The organism is Pseudomonas sp. (genome assembly GCF_028293835.1).
Taxonomy (GTDB): domain Bacteria; phylum Pseudomonadota; class Gammaproteobacteria; order Pseudomonadales; family Pseudomonadaceae; genus Aquipseudomonas.
In genome coordinates, this window is sequence record NZ_JAQGNX010000022.1 from 1 (window position 1) to 21,217 (window position 21,217).

Sequence of the window (21,217 nt, forward strand, 5' to 3'; positions counted from 1 at the left end):
AGTGCTGAAAAAATTCCGCGCTGAGCAGACAGACAGCGTCCTGGACAATCCAGACCCGCGCGACGCCTGAGGTTTTTCCATGAAGATCGGTGTAATCGGTGGCGGCCAATTGGGTCGCATGTTGGCTTTGGCGGGTACTCCGCTGGGGATGAACTTCGCTTTTCTCGATCCTGCGCCAGACGCGTGCGCGGCAGCGTTGGGCGAGCATCTGCGTGCCGATTACGGCGATCAGGACCATTTGCGCCAATTGGCCGATGAAGTCGATCTGGTGACCTTCGAATTCGAAAGCGTGCCCGCTGAAACCGTAGCCTTCCTGTCGCAGTTCGTTCCGGTGTACCCAAGCGCCGAAGCGTTGCGAATTGCTCGTGATCGCTGGTTCGAAAAAAGCATGTTCAAGGACCTCGGGATTCCCACCCCTGCGTTCGCCGACATCCAGTCCCAGGCCGATCTCGATGCAGCAGTTGCCACTATCGGACTGCCTGCTGTGCTGAAAACCCGCACGCTGGGTTATGACGGCAAGGGTCAGAAAGTTCTGCGAACTCCCGCCGATGTGGTCAACACTTTCGCCGAGTTGGGCAGTGTCGCTTGCTTGCTAGAGGGGTTTGTACCTTTTACCGGTGAAGTGTCGTTGATTGCCGTACGCGGCCGGGACGGCGAAACCCGCTTTTATCCGCTGGTACACAACACCCACGACAATGGCATTTTACGCCTGTCGATTGCCAGCACGGATCACCCGCTGCAAGCGTTGGCCGAAGAGTACGCCGGTCGTGTCTTGAAGCAGCTCGATTATGTGGGTGTATTGGCGTTCGAATACTTCGAAGTCGACGGCGGCCTCAAGGCCAACGAAATCGCCCCGCGTGTCCACAACTCAGGGCACTGGACCACCGAAGGCGCCGAGTGCAGCCAGTTCGAAAACCACCTGCGGGCGGTGGCGGGCTTGCCGCTAGGCTCAACGGCCAAGATTGGCGAAAGCGCCATGCTCAACTTCATTGGTGAAGTGCCGGCTGTGGATAAGGTCATCGCCATCGATGATTGCCACCTACATCACTACGGCAAAGCGTTCAAAATCGGACGCAAAGTCGGGCACGCGACCTTACGTTGTGTTGATCGAGCCACCCTCGACCAGCAGATCACAAAGGTCGAAGCGCTGATCAAGGCTTAAGCTCGGCTGAATAGGCCTTTGGCGTTTGGCCTTCGCCAACGAGTTGGCTCCTACAGGTTTTCTGTAGGCCCCAACGTGTTGGCGAAGCGGTCAACCCGAGACAAACCCAAGGAACCATTGGCGTTCACGGTTCTCTGATTGCAGGATGGCAACGCCTTCAATAGGCTTGGCGTATCTAATTCATACAGAGGGGAATGGCATGGGAATTATCGGAACCATCTTTATCGGCCTGATCGTTGGCCTGTTGGCGCGATTCATCAAGCCAGGCGATGACAGCATGGGTTGGATCATGACCATTCTGCTGGGTATCGCTGGCTCGTTGGCCGCGACTTATGGTGGTCAGGCTCTGGGTATTTACCAGGCAGGCCAGGGCGCCGGGTTCCTGGGTGCGTTGGTGGGTGCGGTAATCCTGCTGGTTATTTACGGCATGCTCAGAAAAAATAACTGATATTGATTGATAGGCCCTCTGCGCTAATCCAGCGTGGAGGGCTAGAATGCTCGGCTTAATTATTACCCCATATTGCCGAGCTATCTATGCGTCGCGTTCTCCTTATCACGCTATTGCTGGCCTCAGGGCTTGCTTACGCTGAACTGCCCGAAACCGATTGGCTCGAACTGATGCCGAAGTCGGATCAGAAAGCCCTCGAAGCCATGCCGGAGATCGACCACAACTCCCCGGAAGCTCAGGGAACGTTCGACAGCAAAGGCGGTTTGAAACAAAGCAAAGGTCTGCCCGCCGTGATGTATTCGGCCAAGACTGTACCCGCCATGAACGGCAAAGACATTCGCATCGGTGGTTATCCGGTTCCATTGGAAACGGACGCCAAAGGTCGCAGCACGCTGTTTTTTCTCGTCCCGTATCCCGGCGCTTGCATCCATGTGCCGCCACCGCCACCCAATCAACTGGTGCTGGTGCGTTACCCGAAAGGCTTGAAGCTCAACGACATCTACACGCCGCTGTGGGTCATTGGCACGTTGAAGGTAGAGAAGGTCAGCAATGACATGGCCGATGCAGCCTATGCGTTGGATGCTTCGAAAGTCCGCGTCGTGGTAGAAGCGGACCTGTAGCCTCGAATTTACAGCGGCTCGCTGCCGATGCTGACCGACAACGTGTGGGAAGCATCGGGCGCCAGCGTTACGACGTCACCCATGACGTTGGCGGTTTCTACACACACCATGCCCTGCCAGCCGTCGTCAGCCATGTCGCTGAAGTTTTTCGCCCGTTCGATCCACGGGTTCCAGATAACAGAGGACCGGGATCCTTTGGTGGTGATAACGATGCGCCGTTTCCAGTCCGGATCGACCACGCTCAGCGAATTAGGCGTGTTGAGATAAATGCGATCGGTCTCGCTGGCGAAGCGCAGATCCCCGGACTGAACACTCTCTTTCCAGTCTTCCAGCGTGTCGATGTAACGCAGACCGTCCAGGCCTTCGATGCTGACCTGACGCACGTCACTCACCGCAAAGTAGCTGTGCAGCGCCTGGCTCAGCGTCACTTCGTCGGGGCCTTTATTGTGGCTGATAAGACTGACATGCAGCTGCGAGTCCAGACGAACACTCAGTTTTAGCGCGACGTCATGGGGCCAACCGGGGATCTGACCTTCGGTTTCCGGCAGCACAAACTCCACCAGCAAGGATTCACCTTCGTTACTGATGCCCAGCAGTTGCCAGTCCAATGCACGTACTTCCCCGTGGGCTTTCGCCGGCTCAGGGCTTTGACGCATGGTCTGCACGCTATCAGGGTTGCGCTCGAAATTACCAAACCATGGCCAGCAAATGGGAATGCCAGTGCGGATCGGCTTGCCCTGCTTGAACACAGCTTGTTTGTTAAGCCAGATCAACGGTTGATCGCCCGCTACTTGATAGCTGAGGATGTGTGCACCCTGTTGGGCGACGAGTAGCTCAGCCTGGCCGTGGCGGATGCGCCAGCAGTTCAGCTCATCGAGTTTGACGGTTTCCACTTGGGGCGCTTGCATGCGAGGGTTCTCACTTAAGGACAGTGATAGAGGTAGACCGTGCAACGGCCCATGAGTTTACCTCAACATGCCAACGCCGGGCTTAACGTCGAGCTGGCACCGAACGAGTGCGACCGCTGCCGTCGATGGCAACGAACACAAATATTGCTTCGGTCACTTTGCGCCATTCGCTGGACAGCGGGTCATCGCTCCACACTTCGACCATCATCTGGATCGAACTGCGGCCGATTTCCAACGCTTGGGTATAGAAGGACAGCTGCGCGCCGACCGCCACCGGAACCAGAAATGCCATGCGGTCTATGGAGACTGTCGCTACTCGGCCGCCCGCGACTTTGCTCGCCATGGCGGTACCCGCCAAGTCCATCTGCGAGACCAGCCAACCGCCAAATATATCGCCAAAACCATTGGTTTCACGGGGCAAAGCCGTAATCTGCAACGCAAGGTCGCCCTGTGGAATCGGATCTTCTTGTTCGAGTTCAATCATGCCTAGGGTGCCTCTGACCCATGACTCTCATTATTTTTTGCCGCGGTGAAAAGACATTAAAAACGCTGACCGTGAACAAACGTCGTTCAGCCATTTTTTTGCGTCTAAAGGGAAACTCTGCGAAAACGGCTGTTAAGGCTCAGCAGCGACTTCGCACAGCAACCCAGGACTAAACGTCCGGTTCTGTTACACGGCCTGGGAGTATATCGGGCGATGCGTCACTCGACGACCGTTCGGTTCTCATTTCGATGACGTAAACCTTCTTACTGTGTGCTTTTTATAGAGTTTGCTATCTTGCCGGACCTAAACAGCTTTGGATCGACACGTCTGTCAGGCAATTTTGATGCCTGTGTCAGATATTTCCTTATCGGTCGAGTGTGCAGTCCGTCAGGTATCAGCCAGCGTTGCTGATGCCCATCCATTCCGAGAGAAGTCCTTGTTATGTCCACTGTGTCTTCAAGCACCGCGCAGTCCTCGCGTCCGTTGACCCGAAACGACTATAAAACCTTGTCGCTGTCTGCCTTGGGCGGTGCGCTGGAATTCTACGACTTCATCATTTTTGTATTTTTTGCCACCGTTGTCGGCAAATTATTTTTCCCGGCGGACATGCCTGAATGGTTGCGATTGATGCAGACCTTCGGCATTTTTGCTGCCGGTTACCTGGCGCGACCGTTGGGCGGCATCGTCATGGCGCACTTCGGCGACCTTTTGGGGCGCAAGAAGATGTTCACCCTGAGCATCTTCCTGATGGCCGTGCCGACCCTGATTATGGGCTTGTTGCCGACGTATGCGCAGATCGGCCTGTTGGCGCCGCTGTTGCTGCTACTGATGCGAATTATCCAGGGCGCGGCTATCGGAGGAGAAGTGCCGGGTGCCTGGGTCTTCGTGTCTGAACACGTTCCCGCGCGCAGCATCGGTTACGCTTGCGGCACTCTGACCGCCGGCCTTACGGCGGGCATACTCCTGGGTTCACTGGTCGCCACACTGATCAACAGCCTCTATAACCCACAGGAAGTGTTGGATTACGCATGGCGAATTCCGTTCCTGCTGGGTGGCGTATTTGGTCTGCTGTCGGTCTACTTACGCCGCTGGCTGCACGAAACCCCAGTGTTTGCCGAGCTTCAGGCACGCAAGGCGCTGGCCGAAGAAGTGCCGCTCAAAGCGGTGTTGCGCGACCACCGCGGGGCGATCGTGCTGTCGATGCTACTGACCTGGATGCTCTCGGCCGGCATCATCGTGGTCATCTTGATGACCCCCACCGTGCTGCAGACCGTGTACGGCTTCTCACCAGCGACGGCGTTGAAAGCTAATAGCCTGGCGATTGTCTGCCTGAGTCTGGGCTGCATCGGCGCCGGCTCACTGGCTGATCGCTTCGGCGCCGGCTGGGTGTTTATCCTTGGCTGCCTTGGCTTGCTGCTCAGTTCGTGGACTTTCTACCACAGCCTCCAGGCTCACCCGGACTGGTTGTTCCCGATGTACGCCGTGACAGGAATGTTCGTCGGCGTGGTCGGTGCGGTGCCCTTCGTCATGGTCCGCGCCTTCCCGGCAGCTGTGCGCTTCTCGGGGTTGTCATTCTCGTACAACCTGGCCTACGCCATTTTCGGCGGTTTGACACCCATGGTCGTGACGCTAATGCTCAAGAACAGCCCGATGGGACCGGCGTGGTACGTGGCGATTCTGTGCGTGATGGGCATGTTGATCGGGGTGTATTTACTGCGTAAGCGCGTTTAATGGCGTAGCAAACATAGACACTGACTGCGCGCTTGCCCGCGATCGGCTGCGCAGCAGCCGTAAATCAACCAACCGATTCTTGCAACGGGAACCGGTTTTGACCTTTTGGGACCGCTTCGCGATCCATCGCGGGCAAGCGCGCTCCTATAAGGGCGGCATTGCCACCTATTAATAGGTGTCCAGTTGTTACGAAGGCGCATATTGCGCGCTCCAAAAAATGCCCCATAGCCAACCCCGCCAAGCCTTGTAGCCTGCAGTGGCCACCTCAAATTACCCGTGCAGACCAGTCATCTAATTGTCATATAGCTTTCATAGTATTCACACGGCATTCAGATACCGCCCACGATTTAGCATCTATAAAATTGCAGGAGCAATGTATGACTTTTAAGCGATTGATGGCAGCTCTGACTTTTGTCGCAGCAGGTGTAGCCACGGCTCACGCTGTAGCGGCGGTTGACCCCTCCATTCCTTCTTACACCAAGACTTCCGGCGTTTCCGGGAACTTGTCCAGCGTTGGCTCCGACACTCTGGCTAACCTGATGACCATGTGGGCTGAGGCTTACAAGAAAGAATACCCAAGCGTGAACATTCAGATTCAAGCGGCGGGCTCGGCAACTGCGCCGCCTGCGTTGACTGAGGGCACCTCGAACCTGGGCCCTATGAGCCGCAAAATGAAAGACACCGAACTGGCGGCGTTCGAAACCAAATACGGCTACAAGCCAACTGCCATCCCGGTCGCGGTCGATGCGTTGGCAATTTTCGTACACAAAGACAACCCGATTCAGCACCTGACCATGGAACAGGTAGACGCTATTTTCTCTGCGACCCGTCTGTGTGGTGCCAAAACTGAAGCGAAAACCTGGGGCGATGTCGGTGTGACGGGTGACTTGGCGAACAAGCCTATCCAGCTGTTCGGCCGTAACTCGGTATCCGGCACCTACGGTTACTTCAAAGAAGAAGCGCTGTGCAAAGGCGACTTCCGCGCTAACGTTAATGAGCAGCCAGGTTCGGCGTCGGTTGTAAGCTCGATCAGCAGTTCGCTGAACGGCATCGGCTACTCGGGTATCGGCTACAAAACATCCAGCGTGAAAACCGTTGCCCTGTCGAAGAAGGGCGGCACCGAGTTCATTGAAGACAGCGAAGAAAACGCACTGAGCGGCAAATACCCGCTGTCGCGCTTCCTCTTTATCTACGTGAACAAAGCGCCGAACAAACCGCTGGCTCCGCTGGAAGCCGAGTTCGTTAAAATGGTCCTGTCGAAACAGGGTCAAGAAGTTGTCATCAAAGATGGTTACATTCCATTGCCAGCCAAAGTTGCCGCTAAAGCCTTGGCGGATCTGGGCCTGGAAGAAGCCGCCGCCGGTGTAGCTGCCAAGTAGCAGTTACCCAGTAGCAACCACCGGGGACAAACGCTATTTTTGCCCCGGTTGATGGATTTAGGCAGGCTCGGATTAACCGGGTTTCGCTACCTTTTTTGTAGTCCGCCGCCAGAAGGTTTGGGCGGCGGATTTTTTGCGTCTCTGGACTGTAATGTTTTTGTCATAAAGGACGGCTAGGGTGAGCGCATGAATGATCTGGCAAACTCCACCATGACTCCAAAGTCACCCCCCGAGCGTATTGATTTCAATACGCCCGAGATGAAACGCAAGCGCCGCTTTCGCGCGCTGAAAGATAAACTGACCCAATGGTACGTATTTGTCGGCGGCCTGGCCGTTCTGGCGGCCATCACGTTGATTTTTTTCTACCTTGCCTACGTCGTCGCGCCATTGTTTCAAGGCGCTAAGCTGACCGCCGAGACCGCACTTAGCCCTGCCTGGCTGCAGGATGCGGGCAAGCCGTTGATGATCACTATTGAAGAGCAGAACCAGATCGGCCTGCGGGTTTCCGACAAAGGCGACGCGGTATTTTTTCGAATTGAAGACGGCGCTGAGCTGAAGCGCGTTGTCCTGCCGATTCCAGCGGGCGCGACCGTCACCTCTATAGGCGAAGATCAGCCGGGAACGCCATTAATGGTGCTGGGCTTATCCAATGGCCAGGCGCTGGTGATCAAACACAATTACCTGATCTCTTATCCCGACAACATAAAGACCATTTCTCCATCGATCTCTTACCCGTACGGCGAAGCGGCGTTGAATCTGGACGAGCAAGGTCAACCGTTAGAGCACGTTAGCCTGAACGCCACGGATAAATCGTTGGTATTGGCGGGTGCTACCGGTGCGCAGTTGCATGTTCTCTCCCTGACTCAGGAAGAAAACATGATGACCGGCGAATCCACCAGCGAGCAGACGCGCATCGAACTTCCGCAAATGACCGAAACGGTCAAAGCGATCTTCATCGATCCCCGGCAGCAGTGGCTGTATGTAGTCAATGGTCGGGCCCAGGCCGATGTGTTCAGCTTGCGTGATCGCAGCCTCAACGGCCGTTATAAGCTGCTTGAAGATGCAAGCGCTGAAGTGTCGGCCAGCACGCAACTGGTCGGCGGCGTGTCGTTGATCATCGGCAGCTCCAAGGGTGGATTGGCCCAATGGTTCATGGCTCGCGACATCGATGGCGAAATGCGTTTCCAGCACATTCGTGACTTTCAGATGAGCACTGCGCCGATTGTGCGCATCACCGCTGAACAGCGCCGCAAAGGTTTCGTCGCGTTGGACGCATCGGGCAAGCTCGGCGTGTTCCACAGTACTGCGCACCGCACACTGCTGGTGGATCAGGTTTCCGATGGGCCTGGGATTCTGGGAATGTCGCCGCGTGCTGACGAAATCATCGTCGAGCAGGGCGGCAAATTGCTGCCGATGAGCTTGTCCAACCCGCACCCGGAAGTCTCGTGGAGCGCGTTGTGGGGCAAGGTTTGGTATGAAAACTATGATTCGCCGCAATACGTTTGGCAGTCCACCGCGTCGAACACGGATTTCGAACCCAAACTGAGCCTGGCGCCGCTCACCTACGGCACCTTGAAAGCAGCGTTTTACGCCATGTTACTGGCGGCGCCGTTGGCGATTGCTGCGGCGATTTACACCGCTTACTTCATGGCGCCGGGCATGCGCCGTAAGGTCAAGCCGGTGATCGAGCTGATGGAAGCGATGCCGACGGTGATTCTCGGCTTCTTTGCCGGACTGTTTCTGGCACCGTATCTGGAAGGCCATCTGCCGGGAATATTCAGTCTGTTGTTGCTGACGCCGGTAGGGATTTTGCTTGCGGGCTTCCTCTGGAGCCGTTTACCAGAGTCGATCCGTCTGCGAGTGCCGGACGGTTGGGAGTCGGCGATTCTGATTCCGGTCGTGCTGCTGGTCGGCTGGCTGTCGTTAAGCATGAGTCCGCATCTGGAGAACTGGTTCTTCGGCGGCGACATGCGCATGTGGATCTCCAACGACCTGGGCATCACTTACGATCAGCGCAACGCACTGGTGGTCGGGTTGGCGATGGGCTTCGCGGTTATTCCCAACATCTACTCCATCGCTGAAGACGCCGTGTTCAGCGTGCCACGCGGTTTGACCCTGGGCTCTCTGGCCCTCGGCGCGACGCCTTGGCAGACGCTGACGCGGGTGGTGATTCTGACCGCCAGCCCTGGGATCTTCTCGGCGCTGATGATCGGCATGGGCCGCGCAGTCGGCGAAACCATGATCGTGCTGATGGCCACCGGTAACACGCCGATCATGGACATGAATTTGTTTGAAGGCATGCGCACCCTGGCGGCGAACGTTGCGGTGGAGATGCCGGAGTCTGAAGTTGGCGGCAGTCATTATCGGGTGCTGTTCCTCGCAGCGTTGGTCCTTCTGATGTTCACCTTTGTGATGAACACACTTGCGGAGCTGATTCGTCAGCGTCTTCGCAAGAAATACTCATCTCTCTAAGGAAGGTAGAATTCTGTGAAACGGAACTCCCTCAAGAGCTGGATCAAAACCGGCGCTCCCGGCGTCTGGATGAGCGCGGGCGCGGTGTCCATCGCCGTGATCATGACCCTCGGCCTGCTGACGGTGATTGCCGTCCGGGGCCTGGGCCATTTCTGGCCAGCGGACGTGGTGCTGGCGCAATACAACGTGCCCAACGAAGCCAACCATGTCCTGATCGGCGAAGTCGTACAAACAGAGGAAGTGCCCCGTGCACGCCTCAAGGGCGCGGGCCTGCCCGTTCCCGATGTCGGTCCGGAATTCATGACCCGCGAGCTGTTCAAGGTCGGCAATCGCGACATTAATCCCAGTGACTTCACTTGGGTGGTCGGCGAATGGTTGACCGAGCAAAGCACACCCAAAGAGCTGATGACCCTAGAGCGCCGCGAGTGGGGCAATTTCTACGGCTATCTGGTCAACATCAAGGAAAACGGAAAAGTCATTGCCGAAGGCGAAGCCGCGTGGCCAATCCTGCAGGAACGGATCAGTCGCGTTGAAAAGCTCGCCGATGAATTGAGCGGTCTCGAGAAAAAAGACATCGGCGCCATTAACCACGGCATCGAACGCCTACGTCTGCACAAGCGCAAGCTGGAATTGGATGGCAAGCTGGATGCGGTCGCTCAGGCGGACATGGACAGCGAGCGTGCTGGATACGACGCCCAATACAAAAGCATTGAAGGTCGTTTGGGCGCGCTGCATGAAGCGTTTAACCGCGACAGCCTGACCGCGCGGGATGCCAACGGTAAAGAAGTTGAAATCAGCGTAGGCAAGGTGGTTCACGCTTATCAACCCAATGCCATGGGTTCGTTCACCAAGCTGGGTTTCTACTTCAAGAAACTGTGGGAATTCCTCAGCGAAGACCCCCGTGAAGCCAACACTGAGGGTGGGATTTTTCCAGCCATTTTTGGCACGGTGATGATGACCTTGATCATGGCTGTGATCGTGACCCCGTTCGGCGTATTGGCAGCGGTTTACCTGCGCGAGTATGCAAAACAAGGTCCGGTCACGCGGTTGATCCGTATCGCGGTGAACAACCTTGCTGGGGTGCCGGCGATTGTCTATGGGGTGTTTGGCCTGGGCTTCTTCGTGTATGTGCTGGGCGGCTCGCTTGATCGGCTGTTTTTCCCCGAAGCCCTACCTGCGCCGACGTTTGGTACGCCGGGTTTGCTCTGGGCCTCGTTGACCCTCGCACTGCTGGCCGTTCCCGTTGTAATCGTCGCCACCGAAGAGGGCTTGGCACGAATCCCGCGCACGATCCGCGAAGGTTCGTTGGCGTTGGGTGCGACCAAGGCGGAAACCTTATGGAAGATCGTGCTGCCTATGGCCAGCCCGGCCATGATGACCGGCCTGATCCTGGCGGTTGCCCGCGCCGCCGGCGAAGTCGCGCCGCTGATGTTGGTGGGTGTAGTGAAGTTGGCGCCGTCACTGCCAGTGGACGGTAACTACCCGTACCTGCACCTTGATCAGAAAATCATGCACTTGGGCTTCCACATTTATGATGTCGGCTTCCAGAGCCCCAACGTCGAAGCCGCGCGGCCGCTGGTCTATGCGACCGCTTTGCTGTTAGTGCTGGTGATCGCCTTGCTCAACCTGTCTGCGGTGGCGATTCGTAACCATCTGCGCGAAAAATACAAAGCACTGGATAGTTGAAGATCAGCCCCAAGCCTAAAGCGGCAAGCTACACGCCGCATTTGCTAAATACTTGAAGCTTGTAGCTAGCAGCTTGAAGCTTAAAGCTACAAATGGAGTGAAACCATGCAGCATGAACCCCATACCCACGGCATCAACATGTCGGCTTTAGGGCGCAACAAACAGAGCCTTGATCTGGCCAATGAGTCCGTGGCCATTGAGGTGCCGAGCCTGAGCCTGTTCTACGGCGATAAACAGGCGCTATTCGACGTCAGCCTGAATATCCCCAAGCAGCGCGTGACCGCCTTTATCGGCCCGTCTGGCTGCGGCAAGTCGACGCTGCTGCGTACGTTTAACCGAATGAACGACCTGGTCGACGGCTGTCGCGTAGACGGTGCGATCAATCTGTACGGGCACGATATCTATAGCAAAGGCGAGGACGTCGCCGAGTTGCGTCGTCGCGTCGGCATGGTGTTCCAGAAACCTAACCCGTTTCCGAAAACCATCTATGAAAACGTGGTCTACGGCCTGCGCATCCAGGGCATAAACAAAAAACGCGTACTGGACGAAGCCGTCGAGTGGGCGCTCAAGGGCGCCGCGCTGTGGGACGAAGTCAAAGACCGTCTGCATGAATCGGCACTGGGCTTGTCTGGTGGTCAGCAGCAACGTCTGGTCATCGCCCGCACCATCGCCGTCGAGCCGGAAGTGCTGTTGCTCGACGAACCGTGTTCGGCACTTGATCCGATTTCAACCTTGAAAGTCGAAGAACTGATCTACGAACTCAAATCGAAATACACCATTGTTATTGTGACCCACAACATGCAGCAGGCCGCGCGGGTCTCCGATTACACCGCGTTCATGTACATGGGCAAGCTGGTCGAGTACGGCGATACCGACACGTTGTTTACCAACCCGGCCAAGAAACAGACCGAAGACTACATCACCGGTCGGTATGGCTAGCAGGGCAGCGGCAAGCTTCAAGCTGTAAGCCGCAAGCTGGAGATCAGACGCGGCGCAAATTTTGGATCACTACAACTACTTGCAGCTTGAAGCTTGTTGCTTGAGCTGTCGCGGAGCGACCCCATGATCGATAAAGACAGCCACACTCATCACATCTCCCAACAGTTCAACGTTGAGCTTGAAGAGGTGCGTAGCCACTTGCTGGCGATGGGGGGTTTGGTAGAAAAGCAGGTCAATGATGCAGTGACCGCGCTGATCGACGCAGACTCGGGCTTGGCCCAGCAGGTCCGCGAAGTTGACGATCAGATTAACCAGATGGAGCGAAACATTGACGAAGAGTGCGTGCGTATTTTGGCGCGTCGTCAACCAGCGGCCTCCGATTTGCGCTTGATCATCAGCATCTCCAAGTCGGTGATCGACCTGGAGCGTATTGGCGACGAATCGACCAAAATTGCCAAGCGCGCTATTCAGTTGTGTGAAGAGGGCGAGTCGCCACGTGGCTATGTAGAAGTGCGACACATCGGCGATCAGGTTCGCAATATGGTCCGCGATGCACTCGACGCCTTCGCTCGCTTCGACGCCGATCTGGCCTTGTCAGTCGCTCAATACGACAAAATCATCGACCGTGAGTACAAGACTGCGCTGCGTGAACTGGTCACCTACATGATGGAAGACCCGCGCTCTATCTCGCGGGTGCTGAATGTGATCTGGGTGCTGCGCTCACTGGAACGTATTGGCGACCACGCGCGCAATATTGCCGAGTTGGTAATTTATCTGGTTCGCGGTACTGACGTGCGCCACATCGGCCTCAAGCGGATGAAAGAGGAAGTGCAGGGCATCAGCAGCGAAAGCGCTAATGTTCTGAATAAATCTGACGATAAATAAGATTGCCTGCGAAAAAAAACGCCCAGCACGCTGCTGGGCGTTCTCGTTTATGGCTTTGCAATTCAAGCCGCCCGCGAACGAAAGGTCCTGGCGTCACTAATGTGTTTAGCAATGGCTATCTGCCACGCTATGCTGCCAGGAATTTAAGGAGCGTCGATGAGTAAAGTCAGTGTATTGGTCGTGGATGACGCGCCGTTTATTCGTGATCTGGTGAAAAAAGGTTTGCGCAATTATTTTCCGGGTATCCACATTGATGACGCGGTAAACGGTCGCAAGGCACAGACCTTGTTGGAACGTGAAACGTTTGACTTGGTGCTGTGCGACTGGGAAATGCCGGAAATGTCTGGTCTTGAGCTGCTGGCCTGGTGCCGGACCCAAGACAACCTTAAAGCCATGCCCTTCATCATGGTCACCAGCCGTGGCGACAAGGAAAACGTGGTCCAGGCTATTCAGGCGGGCGTGACTGACTTTATCGGCAAGCCGTTCACCAACGAACAGCTGCTGACCAAGGTTAAAAAAGCGTTAGCCAAAATAGGCAAGCTAGACACCCTGCTTGCCAGCGCGCCGACCAAAATGAATTCTGCGTTCGCTAATGACTCCCTAAGCGCTTTGACCGGCGGCAAAACGGAAGTAGTTCGACAGCCTGCCGCGCCTGCCGCAGTTCCTGGATTGCTTAACGCCGGTGCTCGGCCTGCCCCAGCTTTTGCTCCGGCGACTGCTGGCGCGCCTGCCGGTCGCGGTCAGGGCCAGTTGCGCCTGCCTAGCGGCACCCAGCAATGCGTGATCAAAGCGTTGAGCCTCAAGGAAGCGTTGTTGGTGGTTCGCCGTGCCGACGTGTTGCCGCAAATTCTCGACAGCGCCGTGCTTGACCTCGAACAGGGCGATAACGCCGAAGTAGCCCGCCTCAACGGCTACCTGCACGCCATTGTCGCCTACGAGCAAAAGCCGGACAGCGACTGGTTGCAGCTGACCTTTCGCTTCGTCGACCAGGACGCGCAAAAGCTCGATTACATCTCGCGCCTCATCGCTCGCGGCACAGCGCTGAAGCACTTCGTCCCAGGCGCTTGACTGCTAAACCGTTCATGCCGGCGGGAAGGCTGTGGAGCTGATATAAATTCGGCTCCCGGCCTAAATCTCGGTGGGACCAAACGTGTTCGTGAAGCGGGTGGCGCCGTCTGTCTGCTGCACCGCGCGGTTATCTTCGCGATCAAGTTCGCGCCACCGGATTGCGGAGGCCCCGGACGTCTATGCGACGAGTGGGCTCATTCGGTTACGACTGATTTGATTCAGCCGCGCACCAACGATAGCGATTCGCTGCTACGCTTGGCCTGCCCCCAGCCAACTTGATCAATCACGATGCTAAAACGCCTCCTTCTGTTGTGTGTTCTGCTGCTGACCGCACAAACGGCGTCGGCTTTGACCATCTATAAATTTACCGACGCCAACGGCGTGGTGTCGTTCACCGACAGGCCGACCCCAGGCGCCACGGTGGTAAAACCGCGAGAACGTATCGTCGAGCATCTGGAACAGCAGGTGCATCTTCAAATCAAGCGGGACAAAGGCGTTCACAGCTTATTTGTGCGCAACGACACCTTCGCGCCGGTTGAGGTGGAATTACAGTTGTCGGCAGTCAAAAACGTGTTGGGAATTACCAGTGCGCCGATCCATCGGGTCGTCCCGGCGCGAAGTAACCTGCGCTTCGTAGTGTTGAGTCCGTTGCAACCCGGCAAAGCCCTCAGCTATACGCCTAAGCTGCGTTATTCCCTCGGCGACCCCGAACGCCAGCCCTTTATGTACAGCTATCCGCTGCCGTGGAAGGGCGGGCCGTTTCGTATTAGCCAAGGACCCAATGGTAAGTTCAGCCACTTTGGGGTCAGAAGTCGCTACGCAATGGACATTGCCATGCCTGAAGGCACACCGATTATTGCGGCGCGGTCCGGTACGGTGATCAAAGTTGAGAACGGCCAGTCAGGACGCGGCTCGGACCCGTCGGGCAACTTCGTGCGGATACTTCACGACGACGGCACCATGGGCGTGTATTTGCACCTGATGCGCGGTTCGGTGAGCGTTAAGGAAGGCCAGCGGGTGGCCGTGGGCACCGACCTGGCGCGTTCCGGCAATACTGGCAACAGCACCGGCCCGCATTTGCACTTCGTTATTCAGCGCAACGCCGGGTTGGGGTTGGAGTCAATCCCCTATCAATTCGCTGAGCATGTGGACAGCCTGCCCAACTTTGCGGTGGGCGGCAATTGAGCTGGCTTAGTCGATCTTCAGCACCTTGGCCAACACGATTTTCGGGCCTTTCATCTTTTTGATGATGATGCGCAGGCCTTCGACTTCCAGTACCTCCTCTTCCCCCGGCACCCGCTTGAGGGTTTCGTAGATCAAGCCGGCAAGGGTTTCCGCTTCGATGTGGTCCAGATCAACCCCCAGTAGACGTTCGACCTTGAACAGCGGCGTATCGCCACGCACCAACAGTTTGCCAGGTTGATAGGCGAGGATTCCGCGTTCAGCTTTGCGGTGTTCATCCTGAATGTCGCCGACCAATACTTCCAGCACGTCTTCCATGGTCAGGTAGCCAATGATATTGCCGTCGGCTTCCTCAACCAGTGCGAAGTGCGAACTCCCTTGGCGAAATTGCTCCAACAGGCGTGACAGCGGCATGTGCCTGGAAACACGCTCCAATGGCCGGGTCATTTCAGCGAGGTTAAACGACTCTGGCAGGTGGTCCAGGGCGGCCAGCTCCAGCAGCAAATCTTTGATGTGCAGCAGGCCGACGAATACGCCGCGCTCAGCATCGTAGACCGGGTACCGACTGAATTTATGGCGACGGAACAACGCGAGGATTTCCTTAAGCGGCGCGTTGCAGTCCAGCGTTACCAGGTCTTCCCGGGAGTTGGCCCAGTCGACCACTTCCAGTTCGCCCATTTCTACCGCCGACGCCAGCACCCGCATACCTTGGTCGCTGGGGTCCTGACCTCGGCTCGAGTGCAGAATCAGCTTCAACTCGTCACGGCTGTAGTGATGCTCGTGGTGCGGGCCAGGCTCGCCCTGACCGGCAATACGCAAGATGCCGTTGGCGCTGGCGTTGAGCAGGTAAATCGCTGGGTACATGGACCAGTAAAACAGGTACAGGGGCACGGCTGTCCATAGCGACAGCAGCTCGGGTTTGCGAATTGCCCAGGATTTGGGCGCCAGTTCGCCGACCACGATATGCAGGTATGAAATGACGAAAAACGCGCTGAAGAACGAAACGCCCTTGATCACTTCCGGCGACTGTACGCCAACGAAGTGCAGCAGCGGCTCAAGCAGGTGCGCGAACGCCGGTTCACCGACCCAGCCAAGGCCGAGGGAGGCGAGGGTGATGCCCAGTTGACAGGCTGAGAGGTAGGCGTCGAGTTGGCTGTGAACAGTGCGCAGAATATGCCCGCGCCAGCCATTTTTCTCTGCGATGGATTCAACTCGCGTCGAGCGCAACTTGACCATGGCGAATTCGGCCGCAACGAAAAACCCGTTGAGCAGAACTAGCACTAAAGCAAAAAGAATCATGCCGAAATCGGCGAACAACGCGGAGAGGGACAAACTAGGAGAGGGGTCCATGGTGGAGTTTTAAAGGTTCCGTTTCATCTAATGGGGTATGTTGCTACGCCAAACCAGCGAGCACAAGAGCGGCAATGTAGCGGCTAGCGGCCAGCTTGCCTAGAGGCTTGATCAAGAATTGATCACTTGGGACGAGGGGAAATGGCAGGTAAACGTGCTGCCTTTGCCCACTACGCTGACGATATTCAACGTGCCGCGATGACGTAACAAAACATGTTTAGCGATAGCAAGACCGAGTCCAGTGCCTCCCGTGTTAGAGGCACGGCTGGAGTCGACGCGGTAGAAGCGTTCGGTCAGCCGCGGTAAATGCTTGGCCTCGATGCCCGGTCCGGAATCCGTCACGCTCATGTGCGCACCCCTTTCGTCAGCCCACCAGCGAATATGGACGGAGCCTTCAGCCGGGGTGTATTTCACTGCGTTGAATATCAAGTTGGAAAAGGCGCTGCGCAGTTCCTGCTCGCTGCCCTTAAGCCGCGCTTGGCTGTCGATCTCTAGCGTGATGACGTGGTTGCGCTGCGCAGATAAAGCCTGAGCATCGTTTTTGACGCCTTGCAGCATTGTTGCCACGACCACGGGTTGGTTATCTGACGGATAGCCGGTGGCTTCGAGCTTCGCCAGCAGCAACAGATCATTAAGCAGGGTCTGCATACGCTCGCCCTGCTGCTGCATCTGTTGCAAGGCGCGGACCCAGCGCGGGTTCACACCCTCAACGTTGTCCAGCAGGGTTTCCAGGTAGCCGCAAATGACCGTCAACGGGGTCCGCAGCTCATGGGAAACGTTGGCAACGAAGTCTTTGCGCATCTGTTCCAACTGATGAATGCGGGTCACATCCCGAACCAGCATCAAATGTTCGTTATTTCCGTAGCGAGTGATGAGCAACTGCACGCGCAGTCGGTCATTGACCGGCGAGGGGATTTCCAGTGGTTCGAGGTAATTGTTTTGTTCGAAGTATTCTTTGAACTGCGGATGACGCACCAGATTGGTCACGGGCTGGCCGCTGTCTTGTGGGGTCTTGAGGCCCAGCAATGTTTCCGCAGCACGATTCCACCACTCAAGGTTACCTTCGCTGTCCAGCATGATCACCGCGTCTCTGAGCGCCGCTGTGGACTCCTGAACACGATCTATCACCGCTTGTAACCGGCCACGCACGCGCTGATCACGTCGTTGCAGGTGGTAGATGCTGTCGAACACGTCGCCCCATAAGCCATAACCGTCGGGCGGCGGCTCATCGGCTTTCTGCTCGCGCAACCATTCATGCATGCGCAACAACTGTTTCAGCGTCCAGGCAAGATAAATACCCAGGCCCGCCGCCATGCTCCAGCCGTAATAACCGCTGATCAGTCCCATCACCAAACAGGCAGTGACCAACAGCAGCATGTGGCGGATCAGCGTGCCGTGCCAGTTTTGGTTCAATTAACGCATCCTTGTCCAGTACAGCCTGTAGACAGCCCAGGCAATCAGCTATATGCCCGAAAAACGCCGATCAGCTCTTTGTCGAAAAACGGTAGCCGGTGCCGCGCACGGTTTGTACCAGATTTTCGTAGGCATCACCGAGGGCTTTGCGCAGACGCCGGATGTGCACATCCACCGTACGCTCCTCGACATAGACGTTGCCGCCCCAGACCTGATCGAGCAACTGGCCGCGGGTATAGGCGCGTTCTTGATGCGTCATGAAAAATTGCAACAGGCGGTATTCGGTAGGACCCATTTCTGCGGGCTTGCCGTCGATGGTGACGCGGTGGCTAATAGGATCAAGCAACAGACCACCCACCTCGATAGGCGCTTCGCCATCGCTTGGCCCCGCACGGCGCAAGACAGCCTTGAGGCGTGCGACCAGCTCGCGTGGGGAGAACGGCTTGGTGATGTAATCGTCGGCGCCGACTTCAAGGCCCTGGATCTTGTTGTCTTCTTCGCCCTTGGCGGTAAGCATGATGATCGGGATATCGCAGGTCAGCTCGTCGCGCTTTAAACGGCGTGCGAGTTCAATCCCGGAGGTGCCTGGCAGCATCCAGTCCAGCAGAATCAGGTCGGGTTTACGGTCGACGATGATGGCGTGGGCTTGCTGGGAGTTTTCCGCTTCCATGCAATCGTAGCCGGCCATTTCCAATGCAACGGCGATCATTTCGCGAATAGGCGCTTCGTCGTCAACGATCAGAATACTCCTGCCAGCCATGCTCCATCCTCTTTGTCATTTAACTGTCTTGGGCGCATTAGATAACGGAATTATTGCAGTCGTGTGACAGCTTGGGGCACTGCTAGCTTCTCTGGCCGCTCTGGGTCTAAGCTGACAGTCCGACTTAAAACAAAAAGAGGACGTACCCGATGACTAAAATTTCGAAGACCTTACTCGGCTTGCTCACCGCTGCAGCCCTGGCAACTTCGGGCATGGCGTTTGCGGCAGACCCCGCGATGGTGAAAGACGGGATGATGGTCGATCAAAAGGGCATGACGCTTTATACCTTCGACAAGGACACCACTGCCGGTAAATCCATGTGTAATGACAAGTGTTCGGAAAACTGGCCACCGTTGATGGCACCGGCTGGTGCCAAAGCCATGGGCAATTGGTCCGTCGTCAAGCGCGACGATGGCACGATGCAGTGGGCGTCTGGCGGCAAGCCGCTCTATACCTTCAAAATGGATAAAAAAGCCGGTGACATGAACGGTGATGGCAAAGGCGATGTTTGGCACGTGGCCAAGTGATACAAACTTTTGCAGCGCCGACCGTCGGTTTCAACGCTGGCGGTCAGCGCAATCCGTAGTCAGTAACTATCCCGACAAAAATCGCCAGTCCCGCCCAGTGGTTGTGCAAAAAAGCCTGGAAGCAACGTTGCGGCTCACGGTTACGCGTGTACCAAAATTCCCACCCGAAGCACGCCGCAGCCACCAGCAGGCCGCAGTAAAAGTACACACCCAGTTCGAAGCGTGATCCCGCCAGCAGCAGGCAGCCCAATGCCAGGCCCTGCAACGTCAGGATAATCACCCGATCTGCGTCGCCGAACAGCACTGCTGTGGACTTGACCCCGATTTTCAAATCATCTTCGCGGTCAGTCATGGCGTAATACGTGTCGTAGCCGACGGTCCACAGCAGATTTGCGATGTACAGCAACCATGCCGCAGCGGGCAAGTCGCCGGTCTGTGCGGTAAACGCCATGGGCATCCCCCATGAAAACGCCGCGCCGAGCACGACTTGAGGGTAGTAGGTGTAGCGCTTCATGAAGGGGTAACACGCTGCCAGCGCCAGACCGCCGAACGACAGCCAAATCGTCATGGCATTGGTGAGCAGTACCAGTAAAAAGCTCAAGCCTATCAACACCGCGAACAACACCAGTGCCTCGCGGGCGCTGACCTTGCCGCTGACCAAGGGGCGCTGTTCAGTTCGTTTGACGTGGCCATCGACCTTGCGGTCGGCGAAGTCATTAATCACGCAACCCGCTGCGCGCATCAGGACCACACCGACGACGAAGATCAGCAGGTTAGCAATGGACGGCACGCCTTTGGCCGAAATCCACAGCGCCCATAGGGTTGGCCACAACAGCAGGTAAATGCCGATGGGTTTATCGATACGGGTCAACTGAACGAAGTCCCAGGCACGCGGGTTCAGGCGGTTCAGTGATTTAAGCAAGCTCACGTACATCAATGCTGCTCCGTAGCAGGTCCGGCAGTCTGAACAGCGTGCCAAAAATTCGGCAGAAATACTTCCGCCACCAGCAAGCTCAGCGCGCCTCGGCTAAAGCACGAGCGCCGGCCCCATAGAGCGTCGGCGGTATCGGCAGTCGGCAGCCAGGCAGCTGGATAACGGCAGGCCTCAAGTGCGCCACGTTCGAACGCTTCGTCGCAAAACAGCAGTTCGCCCAATGAGCGAGTACCCAGTTGGTCCATGTTCAACCCCCCTTGTCGCAGAGCGCTTTGGGCGGCGACGCTGCGGGCGAACACCCATTTCTGTCCATTGCCAAGCAGGTACACTTCGCGCACCCATCCAATACTCTGATCAGGTAACGCCAACGCTGTGCATTCATCCGCACGTAGCGCTTGCCAACCTTCGAACAACGGTAAAACACTGAAACCATTGGCCGACAGGCGAGTCAGACGGCGAGTGAGGGAGTCCTGATTGAACAACCAGTCGAGGACGACAGGCTTGGGCAATACCACGAGTTGGTGGTGTTGACGCCAGTCAGGGGTAACAAGAAGGGAATTTTGCTCAGGCACGGTGGGTAATTATTGGCAACAATCGAGGCGATCAGCTTAGCATGTTTGATTGTGCGGTCTGAGCCCCTCGGAGCGACCTGCTTACGCCGATCCCGCTTGCATCTGAGCGCGTCGATCAGTACAAAACGCCCTGAGCCTGGCGGCAATCGCTTTATCCATCGACTGCCGGGCCATGTCAGCCTGAGAACCAAGAGAATTTACCGATGAAGAAGTGGCAATGCATTGTCTGTGGCTTGATTTATAACGAAGCCGACGGCTGGCCGGACGACGGAATCGCTCCGGGTACGTTGTGGCAAGACGTGCCGGAAGATTGGCTGTGCCCGGATTGTGGCGTTGGCAAGATGGATTTTGAAATGATCGAAATCGGCTGATAACGGCCCGATTCTTTCTCCACTGTATTTCATTCAGGAAAACGTAATGAACGCACCTGTCGTCATCGTCGGCACTGGCCTGGCGGGTTATAACCTGGCCCGGGAGTTTCGCAAACTGGATAGCGAAACACCGCTGTTGCTGATTACTGCGGACGACGGGCGTTCTTACTCGAAACCGATGCTGTCCACCGGCTTTGGTAAAAACAAAGAAGCCGATGGCTTGAGCATGGCCGAACCCGGCGCCATGGCCGAACAACTGAAGGCAGAAGTGCGCACCCATACACGGGTCAGCGGCATTGATCCGGGTCACAAGCGTTTGTGGGTTG

21 protein-coding genes and 1 pseudogene are annotated in these 21,217 nt (G+C 56.6%); 15 read left to right on the top strand and 7 right to left on the bottom strand.

From position 1 onward, the window contains the following. The 4 genes and pseudogenes from JWR17_RS26310 to JWR17_RS03060 all read left to right on the top strand — a co-directional run. Positions 1 to 70, top strand: a pseudogene (locus JWR17_RS26310) (5-(carboxyamino)imidazole ribonucleotide mutase); the annotation flags it as partial. Between the two features lie 9 nt (positions 71 to 79). Then, positions 80 to 1,162 carry a 5-(carboxyamino)imidazole ribonucleotide synthase gene (locus JWR17_RS03050; protein WP_299828144.1) on the top strand — a complete coding sequence of 361 codons (1,083 nt, stop codon included), beginning with the start codon at positions 80 to 82 and terminating at the stop codon, positions 1,160 to 1,162. 199 nt (positions 1,163 to 1,361) lie between these two features. Beyond that, a complete protein-coding gene (locus JWR17_RS03055; protein WP_299828146.1) occupies positions 1,362 to 1,610 on the top strand; it encodes a GlsB/YeaQ/YmgE family stress response membrane protein in 249 nt (82 codons plus the stop codon). Between the two features lie 86 nt (positions 1,611 to 1,696). Beyond that, complete coding sequence (locus JWR17_RS03060) at positions 1,697 to 2,230, top strand: DUF3299 domain-containing protein (protein ID WP_299828148.1); 534 nt, start codon at positions 1,697 to 1,699, stop codon at positions 2,228 to 2,230. An 8-nt stretch (positions 2,231 to 2,238) separates the two neighbouring features. On the opposite strand, the gene JWR17_RS03065 is transcribed toward JWR17_RS03060, so the two are convergent. Both JWR17_RS03065 and JWR17_RS03070 read right to left on the bottom strand, forming a co-directional pair. Further along, positions 2,239 to 3,138 carry a D-hexose-6-phosphate mutarotase gene (locus JWR17_RS03065; protein ID WP_299828150.1) on the bottom strand — a complete coding sequence of 300 codons (900 nt, stop codon included), beginning with the start codon at positions 3,136 to 3,138 and terminating at the stop codon, positions 2,239 to 2,241. A gap of 82 nt (positions 3,139 to 3,220) precedes the next feature. Beyond that, the gene (locus JWR17_RS03070; RefSeq protein WP_299828152.1) at positions 3,221 to 3,622 is read right to left on the bottom strand and encodes an acyl-CoA thioesterase; all 402 of its coding nucleotides are present in this window, start codon (positions 3,620 to 3,622) and stop codon (positions 3,221 to 3,223) included. Positions 3,623 to 4,063: 441 nt separating this feature from the next. Between JWR17_RS03070 and JWR17_RS03075 the strand changes: the two genes are divergently transcribed. The 8 genes from JWR17_RS03075 to JWR17_RS03110 all read left to right on the top strand — a co-directional run bounded on the left by JWR17_RS03075 (position 4,064) and on the right by JWR17_RS03110 (position 14,967). After that, positions 4,064 to 5,353, top strand: coding sequence for an MFS transporter (locus JWR17_RS03075; protein WP_299828154.1), 1,290 nt, complete (start codon positions 4,064 to 4,066; stop codon positions 5,351 to 5,353). Between the two features lie 377 nt (positions 5,354 to 5,730). Beyond that, positions 5,731 to 6,732 carry a phosphate ABC transporter substrate-binding protein PstS family protein gene (locus JWR17_RS03080; RefSeq protein WP_299828156.1) on the top strand — a complete coding sequence of 334 codons (1,002 nt, stop codon included), beginning with the start codon at positions 5,731 to 5,733 and terminating at the stop codon, positions 6,730 to 6,732. A 438-nt stretch (positions 6,733 to 7,170) separates the two neighbouring features. Beyond that, positions 7,171 to 9,204: an ABC transporter permease subunit gene (locus tag JWR17_RS03085; RefSeq protein WP_299828217.1), complete on the top strand. Its 2,034-nt coding sequence runs from the start codon at positions 7,171 to 7,173 to the stop codon at positions 9,202 to 9,204. Between the two features lie 69 nt (positions 9,205 to 9,273). Continuing rightward, complete coding sequence (gene pstA / locus JWR17_RS03090; protein WP_299828219.1) at positions 9,274 to 10,890, top strand: phosphate ABC transporter permease PstA; 1,617 nt, start codon at positions 9,274 to 9,276, stop codon at positions 10,888 to 10,890. A 105-nt stretch (positions 10,891 to 10,995) separates the two neighbouring features. Next, on the top strand, positions 10,996 to 11,829 hold the full coding sequence (pstB, locus tag JWR17_RS03095) for a phosphate ABC transporter ATP-binding protein PstB (protein WP_299828159.1): 834 nt from the start codon (positions 10,996 to 10,998) through the stop codon (positions 11,827 to 11,829). 123 nt (positions 11,830 to 11,952) lie between these two features. After that, positions 11,953 to 12,714: a phosphate signaling complex protein PhoU gene (gene phoU / locus JWR17_RS03100; protein WP_299828160.1), complete on the top strand. Its 762-nt coding sequence runs from the start codon at positions 11,953 to 11,955 to the stop codon at positions 12,712 to 12,714. 156 nt (positions 12,715 to 12,870) lie between these two features. Further along, on the top strand, positions 12,871 to 13,782 hold the full coding sequence (locus tag JWR17_RS03105) for a response regulator (RefSeq protein ID WP_299828162.1): 912 nt from the start codon (positions 12,871 to 12,873) through the stop codon (positions 13,780 to 13,782). 288 nt (positions 13,783 to 14,070) lie between these two features. Next, positions 14,071 to 14,967, top strand: a complete 897-nt coding sequence (locus JWR17_RS03110) for a peptidoglycan DD-metalloendopeptidase family protein (protein WP_299828164.1) — start codon at positions 14,071 to 14,073, stop codon at positions 14,965 to 14,967. Between the two features lie 6 nt (positions 14,968 to 14,973). Here the strand turns inward: JWR17_RS03110 and JWR17_RS03115 are convergent, their stop codons facing one another. The 3 genes from JWR17_RS03115 to phoB all read right to left on the bottom strand — a co-directional run bounded on the left by JWR17_RS03115 (position 14,974) and on the right by phoB (position 18,487). Beyond that, positions 14,974 to 16,314, bottom strand: a complete 1,341-nt coding sequence (locus tag JWR17_RS03115) for a hemolysin family protein (protein ID WP_299828166.1) — start codon at positions 16,312 to 16,314, stop codon at positions 14,974 to 14,976. 111 nt (positions 16,315 to 16,425) lie between these two features. After that, positions 16,426 to 17,727 carry a phosphate regulon sensor histidine kinase PhoR gene (gene phoR / locus JWR17_RS03120; RefSeq protein WP_299828168.1) on the bottom strand — a complete coding sequence of 434 codons (1,302 nt, stop codon included), beginning with the start codon at positions 17,725 to 17,727 and terminating at the stop codon, positions 16,426 to 16,428. 70 nt (positions 17,728 to 17,797) lie between these two features. Then, positions 17,798 to 18,487, bottom strand: a complete 690-nt coding sequence (gene phoB, locus JWR17_RS03125) for a phosphate regulon transcriptional regulator PhoB (protein WP_299828170.1) — start codon at positions 18,485 to 18,487, stop codon at positions 17,798 to 17,800. A 149-nt stretch (positions 18,488 to 18,636) separates the two neighbouring features. Between phoB and JWR17_RS03130 the strand changes: the two genes are divergently transcribed. After that, complete coding sequence (locus tag JWR17_RS03130) at positions 18,637 to 19,014, top strand: hypothetical protein (RefSeq protein ID WP_299828172.1); 378 nt, start codon at positions 18,637 to 18,639, stop codon at positions 19,012 to 19,014. Between the two features lie 43 nt (positions 19,015 to 19,057). On the opposite strand, the gene ubiA is transcribed toward JWR17_RS03130, so the two are convergent. Together ubiA and JWR17_RS03140 are read right to left on the bottom strand one after the other, a co-directional pair. Beyond that, positions 19,058 to 19,948: a 4-hydroxybenzoate octaprenyltransferase gene (gene ubiA / locus JWR17_RS03135; RefSeq protein ID WP_299828174.1), complete on the bottom strand. Its 891-nt coding sequence runs from the start codon at positions 19,946 to 19,948 to the stop codon at positions 19,058 to 19,060. Beyond that, positions 19,948 to 20,520, bottom strand: a complete 573-nt coding sequence (locus JWR17_RS03140; RefSeq protein ID WP_299828176.1) for a chorismate lyase — start codon at positions 20,518 to 20,520, stop codon at positions 19,948 to 19,950. Before JWR17_RS03140 ends, ubiA begins: the two co-directional genes overlap by 1 nt. A gap of 203 nt (positions 20,521 to 20,723) precedes the next feature. Here JWR17_RS03140 and JWR17_RS03145 point away from each other — a divergent pair, with 203 nt between their 5' ends. Continuing rightward, positions 20,724 to 20,891, top strand: a complete 168-nt coding sequence (locus JWR17_RS03145) for a rubredoxin (protein ID WP_002555879.1) — start codon at positions 20,724 to 20,726, stop codon at positions 20,889 to 20,891. Positions 20,892 to 20,937: 46 nt separating this feature from the next. Next, positions 20,938 to 21,217 (top strand): FAD-dependent oxidoreductase (locus tag JWR17_RS03150; RefSeq protein ID WP_299828215.1); only part of this gene is annotated, 280 nt, incomplete at its 3' end.

Excerpts from the sequence above, each read along its gene's own strand:
- JWR17_RS03050 (WP_299828144.1), top strand. The coding sequence starts at position 80 with ATGAAGATCGGTGTAATCGGTGGCGGCCAATTGGGTCGCATGTTGGCT.
- JWR17_RS03055 (WP_299828146.1), top strand. The coding sequence starts at position 1,362 with ATGGGAATTATCGGAACCATCTTTATCGGCCTGATCGTTGGCCTGTTG.
- JWR17_RS03060 (WP_299828148.1), top strand. The coding sequence starts at position 1,697 with ATGCGTCGCGTTCTCCTTATCACGCTATTGCTGGCCTCAGGGCTTGCT.
- JWR17_RS03065 (WP_299828150.1), bottom strand. The coding sequence starts at position 3,138 with ATGCAAGCGCCCCAAGTGGAAACCGTCAAACTCGATGAGCTGAACTGC.
- JWR17_RS03070 (WP_299828152.1), bottom strand. The coding sequence starts at position 3,622 with ATGATTGAACTCGAACAAGAAGATCCGATTCCACAGGGCGACCTTGCG.
- JWR17_RS03075 (WP_299828154.1), top strand. The coding sequence starts at position 4,064 with ATGTCCACTGTGTCTTCAAGCACCGCGCAGTCCTCGCGTCCGTTGACC.
- JWR17_RS03080 (WP_299828156.1), top strand. The coding sequence starts at position 5,731 with ATGACTTTTAAGCGATTGATGGCAGCTCTGACTTTTGTCGCAGCAGGT.
- pstA (WP_299828219.1), top strand. The coding sequence starts at position 9,274 with ATGAGCGCGGGCGCGGTGTCCATCGCCGTGATCATGACCCTCGGCCTG.
- pstB (WP_299828159.1), top strand. The coding sequence starts at position 10,996 with ATGCAGCATGAACCCCATACCCACGGCATCAACATGTCGGCTTTAGGG.
- phoU (WP_299828160.1), top strand. The coding sequence starts at position 11,953 with ATGATCGATAAAGACAGCCACACTCATCACATCTCCCAACAGTTCAAC.
- JWR17_RS03105 (WP_299828162.1), top strand. The coding sequence starts at position 12,871 with ATGAGTAAAGTCAGTGTATTGGTCGTGGATGACGCGCCGTTTATTCGT.
- JWR17_RS03110 (WP_299828164.1), top strand. The coding sequence starts at position 14,071 with ATGCTAAAACGCCTCCTTCTGTTGTGTGTTCTGCTGCTGACCGCACAA.
- JWR17_RS03115 (WP_299828166.1), bottom strand. The coding sequence starts at position 16,314 with ATGGACCCCTCTCCTAGTTTGTCCCTCTCCGCGTTGTTCGCCGATTTC.
- phoB (WP_299828170.1), bottom strand. The coding sequence starts at position 18,487 with ATGGCTGGCAGGAGTATTCTGATCGTTGACGACGAAGCGCCTATTCGC.
- JWR17_RS03130 (WP_299828172.1), top strand. The coding sequence starts at position 18,637 with ATGACTAAAATTTCGAAGACCTTACTCGGCTTGCTCACCGCTGCAGCC.
- ubiA (WP_299828174.1), bottom strand. The coding sequence starts at position 19,948 with ATGTACGTGAGCTTGCTTAAATCACTGAACCGCCTGAACCCGCGTGCC.
- JWR17_RS03145 (WP_002555879.1), top strand. The coding sequence starts at position 20,724 with ATGAAGAAGTGGCAATGCATTGTCTGTGGCTTGATTTATAACGAAGCC.